This is a genomic window from Clostridium sp. J1101437_171009_A5, from assembly GCF_015547905.1.
GTDB classification, from domain to species: Bacteria; Bacillota; Clostridia; order Oscillospirales; family Oscillospiraceae; genus Pseudoflavonifractor_A; species Pseudoflavonifractor_A gallinarum.
The window spans coordinates 57577-73668 of sequence record NZ_JADMVY010000003.1 but is presented as its reverse complement, the minus strand read 5'-3'; the positions used below and the strand labels follow the sequence as shown (position 1 = coordinate 73668).

General features: G+C 62.0%; 14 protein-coding genes and 1 other annotated feature. Of the genes, 4 read left to right on the top strand and 10 right to left on the bottom strand.

The annotated features are described in order from the left end of the window. Nucleotides 1–287 precede the first annotated feature (287 nt). Both I2C21_RS05770 and I2C21_RS05765 read left to right on the top strand, forming a co-directional pair. A complete protein-coding gene (locus I2C21_RS05770) occupies nt 288–764 on the top strand; it encodes an RNA polymerase sigma factor (RefSeq protein WP_235964138.1) in 477 nt (158 codons plus the stop codon). Further along, a complete protein-coding gene (locus tag I2C21_RS05765) occupies nt 761–1828 on the top strand; it encodes a DUF4179 domain-containing protein (RefSeq protein WP_195278774.1) in 1068 nt (355 codons plus the stop codon). Before I2C21_RS05770 ends, I2C21_RS05765 begins: the two co-directional genes overlap by 4 nt. 55 nt (nt 1829–1883) lie before the next feature. Here I2C21_RS05765 and I2C21_RS05760 read toward each other — a convergent pair whose 3' ends face one another. The 4 genes from I2C21_RS05760 to gpr all read right to left on the bottom strand — a co-directional run bounded on the left by I2C21_RS05760 (nt 1884) and on the right by gpr (nt 6749). Beyond that, nucleotides 1884–2537 (bottom strand): pentapeptide repeat-containing protein, encoded by a 654-nt coding sequence (locus tag I2C21_RS05760; RefSeq protein ID WP_195278773.1) that lies wholly within the window; start codon nt 2535–2537, stop codon nt 1884–1886. Between the two features lie 31 nt (nt 2538–2568). Next, nucleotides 2569–3846, bottom strand: coding sequence for a hypothetical protein (locus I2C21_RS05755; RefSeq protein WP_195278772.1), 1278 nt, complete (start codon nt 3844–3846; stop codon nt 2569–2571). Between the two features lie 166 nt (nt 3847–4012). Then, nucleotides 4013–5434 carry a glycine--tRNA ligase gene (locus tag I2C21_RS05750; RefSeq protein WP_101692585.1) on the bottom strand — a complete coding sequence of 474 codons (1422 nt, stop codon included), beginning with the start codon at nt 5432–5434 and terminating at the stop codon, nt 4013–4015. 106 nt (nt 5435–5540) lie between these two features. Beyond that, nucleotides 5541–5763, bottom strand: a binding site (T-box leader). Between the two features lie 77 nt (nt 5764–5840). After that, the gene (gene gpr, locus I2C21_RS05745) at nt 5841–6749 is read right to left on the bottom strand and encodes a GPR endopeptidase (RefSeq protein WP_195278771.1); all 909 of its coding nucleotides are present in this window, start codon (nt 6747–6749) and stop codon (nt 5841–5843) included. A 184-nt stretch (nt 6750–6933) separates the two neighbouring features. On the opposite strand from gpr, the gene rpsT reads away from it, so the two are divergent. Further along, complete coding sequence (gene rpsT, locus I2C21_RS05740) at nt 6934–7197, top strand: 30S ribosomal protein S20 (protein ID WP_101692587.1); 264 nt, start codon at nt 6934–6936, stop codon at nt 7195–7197. A gap of 141 nt (nt 7198–7338) precedes the next feature. Further along, on the top strand, nt 7339–8211 hold the full coding sequence (locus I2C21_RS05735) for a YihY/virulence factor BrkB family protein (protein WP_101692675.1): 873 nt from the start codon (nt 7339–7341) through the stop codon (nt 8209–8211). A gap of 49 nt (nt 8212–8260) precedes the next feature. On the opposite strand, the gene I2C21_RS05730 is transcribed toward I2C21_RS05735, so the two are convergent. From I2C21_RS05730 to minD, 6 genes are all read right to left on the bottom strand, one after another. Then, nucleotides 8261–9757, bottom strand: a complete 1497-nt coding sequence (locus tag I2C21_RS05730; RefSeq protein WP_195278770.1) for a peptidoglycan DD-metalloendopeptidase family protein — start codon at nt 9755–9757, stop codon at nt 8261–8263. A 569-nt stretch (nt 9758–10326) separates the two neighbouring features. After that, entirely contained in the window at nt 10327–12114 is a 1788-nt protein-coding gene (gene aspS, locus I2C21_RS05725) for an aspartate--tRNA ligase (RefSeq protein ID WP_101692589.1), read from the bottom strand. A gap of 77 nt (nt 12115–12191) precedes the next feature. After that, nucleotides 12192–13544: a histidine--tRNA ligase gene (hisS, locus tag I2C21_RS05720; protein WP_101692590.1), complete on the bottom strand. Its 1353-nt coding sequence runs from the start codon at nt 13542–13544 to the stop codon at nt 12192–12194. Nucleotides 13545–13887: 343 nt separating this feature from the next. Continuing rightward, complete coding sequence (locus I2C21_RS05715) at nt 13888–14772, bottom strand: hypothetical protein (protein ID WP_195278769.1); 885 nt, start codon at nt 14770–14772, stop codon at nt 13888–13890. A 92-nt stretch (nt 14773–14864) separates the two neighbouring features. Further along, on the bottom strand, nt 14865–15281 hold the full coding sequence (locus I2C21_RS05710; protein WP_101692592.1) for a methylglyoxal synthase: 417 nt from the start codon (nt 15279–15281) through the stop codon (nt 14865–14867). Nucleotides 15282–15324: 43 nt separating this feature from the next. Continuing rightward, nucleotides 15325–16065, bottom strand: coding sequence for a septum site-determining protein MinD (gene minD, locus I2C21_RS05705; RefSeq protein ID WP_101692593.1), 741 nt, complete (start codon nt 16063–16065; stop codon nt 15325–15327). Nucleotides 16066–16092 lie beyond the last annotated feature (27 nt).

Genomic DNA, 16092 nt, shown 5'->3' with positions numbered 1-16092 from the left:
TCTCTCCCGACGGCAGTCGAAGTCGGGAGTACGCACTTCTGCGGACGCTGGTCTGCCGTCTCCGCCGGGGGTGCACGGAGGGGGAATCATCCCTGTTCCCCCTCCGGCGTTTTCTTTCTCCCCTCTTTCTTTTCGAAAAGAAAGAGGGGTTCCCGCCGAACAGGCGGCCCGCGCGGCAGCAAAAGAAAAGATTCCCCCTCGTGAAAGATTTCCCGGTCCTGAATCGTATTCCAGGTGAAAGCGCTTTTGAAACGGAAGAAAAGGATGTGAGGCATACGAGACCGACGTTGAGCCGCCAGGAGGCGGAGCGGCTGGTGGAGACCTATTCCGATCTGGTCTTGCGGCTGAGCTATACCTATCTCAAGAGCCGGGAGGACGCGAAAGACATCTGTCAGACGGTCTTTCTCAAGCTGCTGGAGAAGCCACGGGCCTTTCACTCGCCGGAGCATGAGAAGGCATGGATCATCCGCACGGCGGCAAATGCCTGTAAGGATATGCTGAAGAGTCACTGGCACAGGACCAGGGCCGATCTCCAGGAGGCCGACGGGATGGCCTGTCCCCAGGCCGAGGAGGGAAGCCTTTTGGCGGCGGTGGAGCTCCTTCCGCCCAAATACCGGGCCGTCATTTATCTCTATTACTACGAGGGCTATACCGCCAAGGAGATCGCACAGATGCTGGGGGAACACCCGGCGACCGTATCCACCCAGCTCAGCCGGGGCCGCTCCCGGCTGCGCACACTGCTGGAACAGGAGGGTTTGGCATGAAAACCTATCATCAGTCCATGGATGAACTGCATTTTACCCCCGAGGAAAAAGAGGCCATGACAGAGCGTCTCCTGAAGGCGTCCCAGGCACCGGTACATCGGGTGCGCCCGCTTCGGCGGATGGCCGCGGTGGGCGTGGCTGCCGCGTTGGTGCTGACCGTTGGGGTGGGAGCCGCGGCCACCGGCGTGCTCAAGAGCGCGGGTGAGGCCTTTTCCGAGGTCTTCGGCGGCGCTCCTGCACAGACGGAGATCATCGACCGGATCGGCCGTCCCGTGGGCGCCAGCGACACGGCGGACGGCGTGGTCATCACGGCCGACGCCATTGTGGGCGACCGGTACAGCTACGCCATCGTCTATACCATTGCCCGGGAGGACGGGAAGCCTCTGGCCGAGGATTTGACCCCCAATGCCTTCGGCTATCTCCCCCTCCGGTTTGAAAGCGCCGATGTGGACGTGGGACAGCAGGGCGGGAGCCACGGCGCCTCCTACTTCTTTGACGCCGACCCGGAGGACAATGCGGTGCAGTATGTGGACCTGCGCACCGGGGATACCCCGCTCACGCCGGGAACGGCCAAGGCCTCCTTCCGGAACCTGTCGGTCTATACTGACAATGACTATACCAAGAGTACCCCGGTGGCCCAGGGGAAGTGGAAGATGCGCTTTGCCTTCCAGTTTGAGGATACCTCGGTGAGTCTTCCGGCTGGGCAGTCCTTCCTGCTCAATGGGATGGAGGCTACGCTGGACTCGGTGGTCCTCTCTCCGCTCTCCTTCCAGGTGAGCTACACCGTGCAGCAGGAGGTACAGTGGGACAACGCCGGAGGAAATGGCCAACAGAGCGCCCACGATCGGGAGGAGTCCCTGCGCTATCTGGAGTCCCTCCCCGTGGTACTCACCAAGCGGGACGGCACCACCATAGACCTCACCTCCAGCGGCGGGAGCATCTCCCCCCAGGGGAGTAAGACGGTGTGCCAGAAGAGCGATATTTTCTCCTCCGTCCTTTCGCTGGAGGAGATCGAGAGCATCACGGTGGCCGATCTGACCTTCCCCCTCACACAGGGAGAATGACCCCGAAAAAATGTCCCCCGGACAGACCGTTTTCCGTCTGCCCGGGGGACGTTCTTTATTCCCGGATGACAATGCCCAGCCGCCGGGCCAGCTCTCCGGCCTGCCAGCGATCCACGATGACGCCCCGGAGCTCCTCCCCGGCATCCGAGAGGATCAGCTCCTCCAGGCGGCAGGTGGTGAGATCCACCCCCGCCAGCGGGGTGTGGAAAAAGCGCACCCCGGTGAGGTTGCATTCCGAGTATGCCACGCCCTTCCACACACAGGAGGCCATGGAGGCCTGAGAGAGGTCACAGCCGCTCCACAGTCCCCCCTTCACCCGCTGGGCGGTAAAGTTGGCATAGGAGAGCTTGCAGCCCCGGAAGGACACATGCTGGAGCCCGCATTGCTGGAAGGCGGTCCCCAGGGCCCGGCAGTCCTCCAGTGCCACCCGGCACCAGATCCCGTCGGCAAAGGTGCTGCCCGAGAGGTCGCAGTCCTGAAAGACCACGTCGGTCATCTCCCAATGGGAACAGTCGCACTCCAGAAACCGGCAGCCCTGAAAGCGCACCCCCTCCAGGGTCAGACCGGAGAGATCGGACCCGGTGAGGAGGGCGTGCTCCACCAGAAGACCGGAGAGGGGCTCCTGCGTTTCCGCGCTGTGGGCAGCCTGTATGGAGAAATCAGGGGCGGGAGAGAGGTTTTGCGGGAGGGATGGGGACAGGAGTTTCATGGGACGACCTCCGAAGAAGGGATGGGGTAAATTATTTGCGGTGTCTGCGCCGCCGGCAGACCAGAAAGACGATCAGGGCCAGCAGGAGGACCAGGGGTACCAGGAGGAGACGGAAGAAGGCCAGGGTATAGGTGGTGATCCCCAGGGAGGCGGTTACCCGGTCGGAGAGGGAGAGCTGGGGTGCGGAGTAGAGGGTAAAGGAGAGGTCCTCCTCGGGCAGGCCCTGGGTATGGGCGGTGTAGGAGCCGTCTGGCTGCGCCTCCAGAGGAAGGGAGGAGCCGATCACATAGGGATAGCCGCTCTCCCCGGCGTCCACCGTGAGATCCAGGGTACCGAAGTCCGCCCAGTGCCGGGCGGGCGAGAGAAGATAGGTAAAGGTGTGCTGCCAGTCGGCGGTGCCCTTCCGCACGCCGTCGCTCCGGGTGGTGTAGGTCACGGCCACCTCCATGGTGCTCTCCGGAGGAAAGTCTACCGTGTAGAGGAACTGAAGAGGCAGGGCGGAGGGATCGGAATTTTCGATCCATTCAGCCAGAAGGATGGGATTGTTTTCCCAGGATTCCCACAGCTCCTCCAGCTGGCGGTATTTGAGGGCCTGGATGGAATCCATATGCCCGGCAAAGCGGGTCCCATACCGTTCCTCCAGATAGGACTGAAAAACGGTGCGGAAGGGCAGCTCCTCCGTGGTCACGGTATAATTGCCCGAGACGGTATAGTCCGGCGCTCCATTCAGACCGTAGACCAGGACAGTGGCCTTCTCACTGGTACCCAGGGTCACGGAGCCGTCCTCCTCCCCGGAATAGGAGTGGATGCCGTCATAGGTCACCCACATACGCCCGCCGGAGGCAGGGAGAGTGAGGGTGTTGTCGCTCCCGTCCTGGGTGGGCGTGAGGATAAAGGTGCAAAGCGTGCCGGTCTGGTCCGGGTCAAAGGTCTGGGGCTGAGCGCCCGGGGATACGCCGTCCCAGATCAGCTGAAAGGGGAGGGCGCGCCCGTCGGCGGTGATGGACACGCTGGCGGGGTCAAAATCCCACACGGACTCCTCCAGGGAAAAGGCCATCTGGACTGCTCGGGCCTCCTCCGTGGGATTCTCCATCTGATAGCGGGCGGTGACCTGGGCCTCCAGTGAGTAGGAGTCCCCCCGGTCGATCTGAAAGGCGAGATCCTCATGGGTGACCGAAATAGGGCAGTTCTCCTCCACGGAGAGCACCTCTGAGCCGGGGGAGCCCTCCCAGCGGGTGGGAGCCGAGTTGGCCTGGGCCGGCAGGAGCAGAACCGGCACAAGCAGAGCGCAAGAGAGCAGTCGTTTCATAAGAGCCTCCTTTCCTGAAATGGATCCTTACAGGTGCATCATATCATGGATTGGAGGAGAGAACCAGAACAAAAGGGTAACAAAAGCGCACCCGCCGGGCAGGCGGCGGATTTCAAAAGCAAAATAAGCCCCCCGCAGAGATCTGCGGGGGGCCGCTCAAAGTTTCTTAAAACGCCATCTTCTCAGCCAGATAGGCCTTCAGCTCGGAGATGGGCATACGCACCTGCTCCATGGTGTCGCGGTCGCGGACGGTGACGCAGTGGTCGGCCTCCTCGGTGTCGGTGCCCACGGTCTGGAAGTCCACGGTGACACAGAAGGGAGTGCCGATCTCGTCCTGACGGCGGTAGCGCTTGCCGATGGAGCCGGCCTCGTCGTAGTCCACCATAAAGTCCTTGGCCAGCATGTCGCGGATCTCCATGGCTTTGTCGCCCAGCTTCTTGGACAGGGGGAGCACCGCGCACTTGAAGGGGGCCAGAGCGGGATGGAGGCGCAGGACGGTGCGCACATCGTTCTTCGCGGCGTCCACAACCTCCTCGTCGTAGGCGTCGATGAGGAAGGCCAGGGTCACGCGGTCGGCGCCCAGGGAGGGCTCGATGACGTAGGGGATATAGTGCTCGTTCTTCTCCTGGTCGAAGTAGGTCATATCCTTGCCGGAGGTGTTCTGATGCTGGGTCAGGTCGAAGTTGGTGCGGCTGGCCACGCCCCACAGCTCGCCCCAGCCGAAGGGGAAGACGAACTCGAAGTCGGTGGTGGCGTTGGAGTAGTGGGAGAGCTCCTCCGGGTCATGGTCGCGCAGGCGCAGGTTCTCGTCCTTCATGCCCAGGTCCAGCAGCCACTGGTGGCAGAACTGCTTCCAGTAGTTGAACCACTCCAGCTCGGTGCCGGGCTGGCAGAAGAACTCCAGCTCCATCTGCTCGAACTCACGGGTGCGGAAGGTGAAGTTGCCCGGGGTGATCTCGTTGCGGAAGGACTTGCCCACCTGGCACACGCCGAAGGGCAGCTTCTTACGGGTGGTGCGCTGGACGTTCTGGAAGTTGACAAAGATGCCCTGGGCGGTCTCGGGACGGAGATAGACGGTGTTCTTGGCATCCTCGGTGACGCCCTGGAAGGTCTTGAACATCAGGTTGAACTGGCGGATGTCGGTCCAGTTATGCTTGCCGCAGGAGGGGCAGGGGATCTGGTGCTCATCTACAAAGGCCTTCATCTCGGCCTGGGAGAGGGCGTCCACCGGCTTGGGCAGGGTGAAGTCGTGCTCAGCGCACCAGTCCTCGATGACCTTGTCGGCGCGGAAGCGCTCCTTGCACTCCTTACAGTCCATCAGAGGATCGGAGAAGCCGCCCACATGGCCGGAGGCCACCCACACCTGGGGATTCATCAGGATGGCGGCATCCAGGCCCACGTTGTAGTGGTTTTCCTGGACAAACTTTTTCCACCAGGCCTTCTTCACGTTGTTCTTGAGCTCCACGCCCAGAGGGCCGTAGTCCCAGGTGTTGGCCAGGCCGCCGTAGATCTCACTGCCGGCAAAGACAAAGCCGCGTCCCTTACACAGGGCGACGATTTTTTCCATGGTCTTTTCGGTGTTCTTCATACAAATCAAACTCCTTCGCTTGTTGTTTTTAGGGAAAGAAAGGGGGACCCCGACGGCACGGTTTGAAGGGAAGCGGCGGATAAAAAAACGCCCTGAGCCGATTTCGGCTCAGGGCGAACAAAGTCCGTGTTTCCACCTGAATTCGAAGCGGCAAACCGCTCCGCACTCAAACCCAATAACGGCGGGGGACCGGCGGCGCCTACTGGGGAATTCTCCCGTTGGGGCCGCGGCTCGCGGGCGCCTTCCGCACAGCCCTTCGGAAGCCTCGCACCAGACGGCTTCTCTCTTGGGCCGGGACCATGCGTACTCTTCCCGGTCAATGCCTTGCTCGATGTTGGGGACATTCTACCACCTTTTTTTCAGGCCGTCAAGCCGGAAAACGGGGCTGTTTTTGGAGAAATGGGGATTAACTGAGCAAGAGCTCGGCATCCTCCAGGGTGAGATGGGGCTGGAGGGCCAGGGTGATGGCATATCCCAGCACCTTGGAGAGATCGGCCATCTGGGCGTCGATGTCCTTGGGGGTGACGATGAGCCCATCCCCGGCGCCCATAAGGGTCTCCGGATCCAGATCGGCGCCCCCAGCCTCGGAGAGCACGTCGGCGGCCAGGGTGGCGGCATCCACCACGGTGGGCACGCCCACTGCCAGCACCGGCACCCCCAGCGTGGAGCGGTCCAGGGCGTGCCGGTGATTGCCCACCCCGGAGCCGGGGGAGATACCGGTATCGGAGAGCTGGACGGTCCGGCACACCCGCTTCAGGCTCCGGGAGGCCAGTGCGTCCACCGCGATGATGCAGGAGGGGCGGATGTGCTCGGCCACTGCCCGGGCCAGCTCGCCGCTCTCCACGCCGGTGGTGCCCAGCACGCCGGCCACCAGGGCGGCCACCGGGCGGAAGGGGGCAAAGTGCTCCGGCGCGCCCGAGACCAGATGGCGGGTGACCAGGGTGTGCTCCACCGTTTTGGGGCCGATGGCATCGGGGGTGATGGCCCGGTTGCCCAGTCCCACCACCAGCACCGGCGCCTGAGCGGGCAGGGAGCCCAGCAGGGCAGTCAGTTCCGCCGCGATGGCCCGCACCGCCCGGGGAAGGGCCTCCGGTTCCCGCCGCTCCAGGCCGGAGAGCTCCAGAGTCACATATTGCCCCTCGGGCTTGCCCAGCGCCCGGGCCCCTTGATGGTCCAGGATCTCCACCCGGGTGACCGGGTAGCCCTCCCGGGTGTCGTCCCGGGCCCGCACGCCCGGAAGCGTAGTCTCCCGGGCGGCGCTCTCTTTCCAGAGGTCGTGGGCCTCCACGGCCAGGTCGGTCCGTCGCTGTAACATATGCCTTCCCCCTATATCTGGTGTTTTATCCCTATTCCGTTCCCAATAAAACCGGAAAGGGGACTACGGCCTAAAATTTTCCGAAAAAAATTCAATTTACTAGTTGCATTTTTCCCAATTGCCTGCTAAAATATAAATCTGCACGGGTGAACTGTGCGAATCGTCATCGGAGGAGGTGTTTGGTTTGCCGAATATCAAGTCTGCCAAGAAGCGTGTCCTGGTGAACAAGACCAAGGCCATGCAGAACAAGACCGCTAAGTCCGCGCTGAAGACCGACATCAAGAAGTTTGAGGCCGCGGTGGCCGAAGGCAACCGCAGCGAGGCCGATAGCGCTTACAAGGTGGCTGTCAAGGCCGTCGACAAGGCCGTGCTGCATGGTCTGCTGCATAAGAACAACGGCGCCCGCAAGAAGAGCGCTATGACCATCAAGCTGAACAAGCTGGCCTAATTGATTTGTGGTCTGAAAAAACCGTCTGCATTGCAGGCGGTTTTTTTGTCAAATTCCGTCGAACAGGGCGCAATACGTTCTATCCCGCCCAAGAGCGGGGAAAGATAGGTGGAGTGGTGCGGACGAAAAGGGGGTATGTGTGTGAAGCAAGTGCTCAACTGGCCGCTGGTGCGCTTTCTGCATGAGATCGTGGACATTTACTTCAGCAAGCGGATTTCCCGGTCTGCGGCTGAGCTGGCCTATTTTCTGATCCTGACCTTTTTTCCCATTCTGATCTGTGTCAACGCCTTTATCGGCCTGCTGCATCTGGATATCGGGGCGGTGCTCCAGGCGGCGGACGAACTGCTGCCCCGGGAGAGCCTGAGTATCCTGGCCGACTATCTCGCCTATATCAGCATCAATCAGTCCAGGGGCCTGCTGGTGGCGGGGATCATGACCACCCTGTTTGCCGCCTCGGCCGCCTTCCGGTCCCTGATGAACATTATGGATGACATCTATGACCGGCGCAGCTATCAGGGGATCCGGCAGATCGTGGCCAGCGTGGTCTTTTCCGTGCTGATGCTCATTACCATCTACCTCTCCATCGTGGTGGTCCTCACCGGGGAGTGGCTTTTCCAGCTCATCGCCCAGCTGCTGCGTCTGGAGGAATTGTGCCTGCCCTGGACCTGGCAGTGGCTGCGGTTTCTGCTGCTCTTCTGTCTGGTGATGGTATTTATCTCCCTGGTCTACCGGATGTCCGCCCCCATCGGGAAACCCCGCCCGCCGGTGCTGCGGGGGGCCTTTCTGGCGGCGGTGGCATTGGTAGGAGCATCGGCGCTCTTTTCCTGGTTTATCGGCATGTCCTCCCGCTACTCCCTGGTCTACGGGTCCCTGGCCTCGGTGATCATTCTGCTGGTGTGGCTCTACCTGTGTGGAAACATCCTGATCCTGGGGAATGTGGTCAACTGCGTGTGGTATACCCATAAGAAAAAGCGTTACCTCCAGCGCCTCAAGCGGGAGGAGAACGGACGTTAAAATAGGCAGCGCCCCCGCTCCGATCGGAGCGGGGGCGCTGTTTGCTTCATCAGGGGAGATAGTTATAGGGGTTGACCAGGCTGCCGTTCACATGGACCTCGAAGTGGCAGTGATTGCCGGTGGAGCGTCCGGTGGAGCCGGCCTTGGCGATGGTCTGACCCTGATAGACCTTGTCGCCCACATTGACCAGAAGGCTGGAGTTGTGGCCGTAGTAGGACTGACGGCCGTCGCCGTGGTCGATGATGACCAATTTGCCGTAAGTGCCCTGCCAGCCGGAGTAGATGACCGTTCCGCCGTCGGCGGCGGCAATGGAGGTGCCGTAGGGGACAGCGATGTCAATGCCCCGGTGGAAGCTGTAAGAACCAAAGATGGAGCGGTAGCCGTAGCCGGAAGTGACGTTGCCGTAAGTGGGCCAGATGAAATAGCCCTTGGGCAGCCAGGAGGGACGCTCCTTGGTGCCCACCGCCACGACCTTCTCGGTGGGCTGGGTGAGAACAGTGGTGTTGGTGACCTCCCGGGCGGTCTCCTTGCCGTTGATATAGGTAACGTTGGCGGAGACCTGCTGGGTGCCGGCTGAACCGGCGGAGAGGACCTTGGTGTCCCCCTCATACATGGAGCTGTCCTCCACCTCGCGCACGGGGGCGGCAATGGACTCGGTATAGGTCACCGCGTCCACGGTCTCCACCGAGAGGAAGGGGATCTCCTCCTTGATGTTGAGGACCTGACCGATCATGAGCTTGTTGACATCAATGCCGGGGTTGAGGGCCTCCAGCTCCTTCATGGTCATGCCGTTGTCAAAGGCCAGCGCCATAAAGGTATCTCCGGCCTGCACCTCATAGGTGGTCTCGCCGTTGGTGTTGGAGGTGAGGGTGGCCTGGATGTCGGCCACATCCTGCTCCACATCGGCGGAGATGTACTCCCGGGTGATGTTGACCTGATCCACAAACTTGGAGGAAATGGTATTCTCATCCTCATAGGTAGCCTGGATGGAATCCAGGAGAGCGGTAAGAGTGGACTGATCCTCGGCCGCGCCCACCACCTGGCCGTTGACCGAGAGGACGTAGCTCTTCATCACGTCGCCGATCCGGTCCAGCAGATAGGGCTCCAGGGTGGTGGCGGGGGGGATGCTGTCCCGCTCGGAGAGAGCGAAGCGATACTCCACCTCGCCGTCCATCACATATGTATGCCCCAAGATCTCAGTGGCCCGGGCCTCCACCCGATCCACCGCGCCCTCAAAGTCGCTCTTGGTGGCGACCACGCCGATGGCCTGACCGTCCACCAGCACCTGATAGCTGGGAACATAGACGGTGGCGAGCACGCTGGCCACGCCCATCAGAGTGGCGGCAGCCAGAAAGATCAGCGGGTTGAAGGAGCGCATCCAGGCCAGGGCCTGATCCACCCGGCGCACCGCAGCGGAGTTCTCCTGCAGGAAACGCTCTGCCCGCGCAAAGGCGGAATCCCGCAGGCGGCGGGGAAGGGCGGCCGCATCGGCCGCAGAAAAGCCCTCGCGCCGCGGGGCGCGGGGCTGCTGTAATAACTCGTCCATGGGAAGGACCTCCCTTTTATCGTCGTTGTGCAGGACACAAACTGGTATCAAAAGATTACAAATTGGTTACAAAGAGTAGTTTACACTGTTTTGTCCTTCCCGTCAACCCCTTATTCTTGTGTTTTTGTGCGAATCAGGTCACAAGATGGGGGAGTTTGTCTGGAATCTAAAAAATTTTGTTCAGAGATATGCAAAATGAGGCGGCGCGCCTGCCCGGCGGGGGAGCGCGCCTGTTCGGCGGGAACTCCTCTTTCTTTTCGAAAAGAAAGAGGAGGGAAAGAAAACGCCGGAGGGGGAACGAGGGCGCTTCCCCCTCCGGACCTCCCCCTCAGTGCACCCCCGGCGGTGACGGCAGACCAGCGTCCGCGAGGCGTGTACCCCCTTCCGGGGTGGTTTTTACCCCTGCGGAAAGGGTTTGGTCTGGCATTTGTGGAAGCCCCCGGCCCGTTCTTTCCCAGCGCTTTCTTGCGGAAAAGAAAGCGGTACCCTCGCCGGGCAGGCGCGTCCTGAGAATTGGCCCATACAAAACACCGGCGCCCACGGAGTAATCCGCAGGCGCCGGTGTTGTTTTATTCGGCGGTCTCTTCTTCCTTCTTGGTGCAGACGATGTTCAGCTCATCCAGCTGCTTGGGCTCCACGAAGGAGGGGGCGCCCATCATCAGGTCCTGGGCGTTCTTGTTCATGGGGAAGGGGATGATCTCCCGGATGGAGTCCTCACCGGCCAGCAGCATGACCATGCGGTCCACGCCGGGGGCGATGCCCGCATGGGGGGGCGCGCCGTAGGTGAAGGCGTTGTACATGGCGGGGAACTTGGCCTTCACGTCATCCTCGCCCAGACGGACCAGCTGGAAGGCTTCGATCATGATCTCAGGATCGTGGTTCCGCACGGCGCCGGAAGAGAGCTCCACGCCGTTGCACACCAGGTCGTACTGGAAGGCGGTGATGGTGAGGGGGTCCACCTCACCGGCGGCGGCCTGCTTCAGGATCTCCAGTCCGCCGTTGGGCATGGAGAAGGGGTTGTGGCAGAACTCCAGCTCGCCGGACTCCTCGCCCATCTCGTACATGGGGAAGTCCACGATCCAGCAGAACTCATAGCGCTCCTTGTCGAAGTGCTCGGGGGCCAGGGCGGCCACCTGCTTGAGCAGGACACCGGCGGTCTTCTGGGCGGTGAGCTTCTTGCCGGCGGTCAGACCCACGAAGGTGTTGGGCTGAAGGTTCAGCGCGGCAATGACGGCGTCCTTGATGGGCTGGACAAACTTGGCGATGCCGCCCACGATCTCGCCCTTCTCGTCCAGGCGGAACCAGTAGGCCTTCTGACCGGACTGGACCTCCACGTCGGCGCAGAGCTTGTCGATCTGCTTGCGGGTGGCGGTGAAGTTGGTGACGGGCACGGCCTTGACGGTGTTGCCCTCAAAGGGACCGAAGCCGCAGCCGGCCAGGACCTCGGTGGCATCCTGAACGGTCAGGTCGATGCGCAGGTCGGGCTTGTCGGTGCCGTACTTCTCCATGGCCTCCAGGTAGGGGATGCGCTGGAAGGGGGCGGAGGAGGCTACGTTGTAGGTGCCGTACTTGGCGAAGATGGGGGGAAGCACGTCCTCCAGCACGGCGAACACGTCCTCCTGATCGGCGAAGGCCATCTCCATATCCAGCTGGTAGAACTCGCCGGGGGAGCGGTCGCCGCGGGCGTCCTCATCCCGGAAGCAGGGAGCGATCTGGAAATACTTATCGAAGCCGGAGGCCATCAGCAGCTGCTTGAACTGCTGAGGAGCCTGGGGGAGAGCGTAGAATTTGCCGGGGTGCTTCCGGCTGGGCACCAGATAGTCTCTGGCTCCTTCCGGCGAAGAAGCGGTGAGGATGGGGGTGGTGATCTCCATGAAGCCGTGGTCGATCATGGAGGCGCGGAGGGCGGCCACCACGTTGGAGCGCAGGATGATGTTCTGCTTCACGGCGGGGTTGCGCAGGTCCAGGTAGCGGTACTTCAGGCGGGCGGTCTCATCGGCCTCCCGGCTGCGGTTGATCTGGAAGGGGAGCTCGTTGTGGCGGCAGCGGCCCAGCACCTTGATCTCGGTGGGGACCACCTCGATGTCGCCGGTGGGGAGCTTGGGGTTCTTGGAATCACGCTCCCGCACCACGCCGGTGACCCGGATGGTGGACTCCTTGTTGAGGGGCTTGACCACGTTCATCATGTCCTCGGTCTCGATGACCACCTGGGTGGTGCCGTAGAAATCCCGCAGGACCAGGAAGGCGAAGTTCTGGCCCACCTCACGGACATTCTCCAGGAAACCGGCCAGGGTAACGGTCTGGCCCACATGCTCCATGCGGAGCTCGCCGCAGGTATGCGTGCGGTTCTGTGTCATAAAATCAACTCCAAATCGTAATATAGAAAAGAAATATAACTAACTGGCTTAAAAATTTGGGGGATAGGCCCCAAACATCAGTTGTGGGGATCCCGGATGGGGGTGCCCTCAGCCCGCTGGGCCAGACCCGCACGGATGCGGTCGATGGCCTCCTCCACGCTCTGGGTGAGCTGCTCACCGGTGGCCATGTCCTTGACGGCGGCCTTGCCCTCTTTCACCTCATCTTCGCCCAGGAAGATGACATAGGGGATGCCCAGCTTGTCGGCGTAGCCGATCTTCTGCTTGAACTTCTTGTTCTCGGTGTAGAGCTGGGTGCGGATGCCCGCCTCCCGCAGCTGAGTGGCCAGGGCAATGGCGGGGGAGAGGTCCTGCGTCATGGGCAGCACCAGCACGTCGGCGGGGGCAGTGAGCAGGTCGTCGTTCAGGTACTTCTGGTCCTCCAGCACGAAGAAGAGCCGGGTCAGGCCGATGGAGATGCCCACGCCGGGGAGTTGTTTGTTGGTGTAATATTCCGCCAGGTTATCATACCGGCCGCCGGAGCAGATGGAGCCGATCTCCGGGTGATCCAGCATGGCGGTCTCGTAGACGGTGCCGGTGTAGTAGTCCAGACCGCGGGCGATGGTCAGGTCCACCTGATAGTTTTCCGCGGGGACGCCGAAGGCAGACATATAATTCACCACGGTGGAGAGCTCCTCCACGCCCCGGTCAAAGAGCTCGTTCTGCCCCTTGAGGGCGTTGAGGGCGGCCATGGGATCGGCGGTGGAGAGGAGCTCCAGCAGCTGATCGGCGGTGGCGGCGGGGACGGAGAACTCGTTCACCAGCAGCTCCTTGACCTTCTCGGGGCCGATCTTCTCCAGCTTGTCGATAGTGCGCATCACGTCCCCAGCTTGCTCCTTCAGGCCCAGGATCTCAAAGAGGCCGTTCAGGACCTTGCGGTTGTTCACCCGGATCTGGAAGCGCTTGAGGCCCAGGGCGGTAAAGGTCTTGTAGATGATGGAGGGGATCTCCGCCTCGTTGATGATGTCCAGGGAGCCGTCGCCGATGACGTCGATGTCGGCCTGATAGAACTCCCGGAAGCGGCCCCGCTGGGCCCGCTCGCCCCGATAGACCTTGCCGATCTGGAAGCGGCGGAAGGGGAAGGTCAGGTCACCGGTGTGGAGGGCCACATACTTGGCCAGGGGGACGGTGAGGTCAAAGCGCAGGGAGAGGTCGCTGTCTCCCTTGGTGAAGCGGTAGATCTGCTTCTCGGTCTCGCCGCCGCCCTTGGCCAGCAGGACCTCGCTGGCCTCGATGGCGGGAGTGTCCAGGGGGGTGAAGCCGTAGAGGGAATAGGTCTTGCGCAGGGTCTCCACCATCCGGTCAAACTGGACCTGCCGGGCGGGCAGCAGTTCCATAAAACCGGAAAGGGTGCGGGGTTTGATTTGAGCCATAGTGATTTCTCCTTTATAGAAGGATAGTGGATGTGACGGGATATCCGTATTGGGAGCGGGAGGATAAAAAAACGCTTTCGTCCCATCTCCTATGGGACGAAAGCGTCTGCTTCCGTGGTGCCACCCATGTTCAGCGGAGAGAGAAACCTCCGCCCTCTGGCCTTCACTGGTGCGGGAAGGGGACCGCGCCCGTCTCCGGGCCCGCTGGTAAGGCCGTCTCCCGTGTTCCTTGCCGTGGCGCGCTTGCAGCCCAAAGGCGCGCCTCTCTGTCCGGCGGTGTCCGCGGTACTTGCCCCGTCATAGCGGTCATGCCCCTCAATAGTATCCCAAACCGGGGAAAAAGTCAACTATCCTCCGGAAAAACCGGGACAAGATTAAAGGAACCGTAGGCATAGGAGAAGCTGTTGTCCGAAGAGAAGACCACCTCACTGGCGGAGTAGGAGCTGCGCAGTTCCAGACCGCCGTCGCTGCGCCCGGCGATCCAGTAGAGGAGAGGCTCCTCGTGCCCGTCCCCGGAAAAGGAGCTCAGATCGGCCTGCCAGCTTCCGTCGGGCTGCTTAGACGCGGGGAAGGAGGCTAGCAGCTCACCGGGCAGACTCTCGTCCGTGGGATGGACAGCGCGGACCTCTACCTCCAGGGTGGAGAGGGTGAGGGTGGAATCAGCGGGGTAGAGGTTCAGGTCCATCCGGGTGGGAAGGACGGTGTCCTCCGGCCCTATACTGCACTCCCCGCTGAGGTAGAGCGTATCACTGGAAAGGGTGGGAAGTGCCTCGGAATAGCGTGTCTCCCCCCGCAGGAGGGTCACCGACGGCTTGAGCTCCCGCCGCAGAGAGCAGGGGAGGGCGCCGGTGAGCCGCCCGTTCTCCTGGTAGGTCAGAGGGATGCTCTCCCCGGTGTCCAAGGCGAGGAGGGCGGTATCTCCGGGGGAAAACTCCTTGGGGATGAGAGAGACCGCCAGGACCAGGCCGCCGTCCTGGTCGTCCAGCGCGGTCTCCACGCCGGTAAAGAGGCTGGCCTCGGACGCCAGGGCGTCCCGGATGGTGGTCTCCTGGTTGGAGAGGGAGCGGCTGAATTCCTGGTTCCAGTGGGTCACATTCTCCTGATAGTCACTGACCCGGCGGGAGAGGTTTTCCACCTCGCTGTGGAGGGAGAGGTTCATCCAGCCCAGGGCCAGAAACCCAATCCCCACGCCCAGGACGGAGAGACGGTATCGCTTTTTGGGGTCCATAGGGGTGCCTCCTCTCTGAAAAAGCGAAATGTTTTCCACAAAAAGAGCGCATAATGTGGAAAACCGGGCCGCGAGAGACGGCCCGGCTGCACTTAGGCGGTAAAAGGTTTGGTCTTGGGATTGATGATATCTCTCCAGTCCAGATCGCCCCGCTCCAGACCGTGGATCAGCATCTCGGCCGTGGCCACGTTGGTGGCGAAGGGGATGTTGTACTGGTCGCACAGGCGGGTGATATAGTTGAGATCGGCCTCCAGATCGGTGGACTGGGGATCGGAGAAGAAGAGCACCATGTCGATCTCATTGTAGGCGATGCGGGCGCCGATCTGCTGGCTGCCGCCGTGGGTGTGGGACAGGAAGAGATTGACCGGCAGACCCGTGGCCTCGGCCACCAGCCGTCCGGTGGTGTTGGTGGCGCACAGGGTGTGCTTGGACAGGATGCCGCAGTAAGCGATGCAGAACTGCACCATCAGCTCTTTCTTGCGGTCATGGCTCATCAGGGCGATATTCATAACAGGACTCCTCTCGTGTTGAGAAATACAGGGGCGGACCGGCTTACCGGATCCGCATCAGCGGGACGCGCTCGCCGGTCAGGCGGCGGGCAATGTTGAGATAGGCCCGGGCGGCGCCGTAGCGGGCCATCAGGATGAGGGGCTGGCCCCGGTTGGCGGCCAGCATGACCTGAGGGTCCTCGGGCACGACGCCCAAAAGGGGCAGACCGGCGGCGTCCATGGCGTCGTCAATGGTCGTGCGCAGCTGCCGGAGCAGCTTGGGCTGCACCCGGTTGACCACCAGATGCAGGGAACGGATGGAACGGCTCAGCTCTCCAACGGTGCGCTGGGCGTCCCGCAGGGCGGAGGCGTCGGTGGTGGAGACCACCAGCGCCCGGTCCGCGCCGCAGACCGACATACGGAACCCGCCGCCCAGACCGGCGGGGGCGTCCATCAGCACATAGTCGTAGGAAGCCTTGGCCTGCGCCAGGAAGGCGCGCAGTTTTTCCTCAGTGATCACATCCCGGGGCTGGGTCAGCGGCGCGGTGAGAAGATAGAGGCCCTGGATGACCGGGTGGGCCACCGCTGCCTTTTCCAGCGTCGTGCGGCCGGATACCACGTCGGTAAAGTCCATCAGGGCGCGGTCGCTCATCCCCAGGGAAAGGTCCAGATTGCGCAGTCCGATGTCCATATCGATGCACAAAACCTTGTGTCCCAGGGCGGCCAGGCAGGAGGCCACGCCGCCGGTGAGTGAGGTCTTGCCCGTCCCACCCTTGCCGGAGGTGATCGCGATTGCAGTTGACATGGGGTTGCCTCCCTTTTCGCCAGTCTA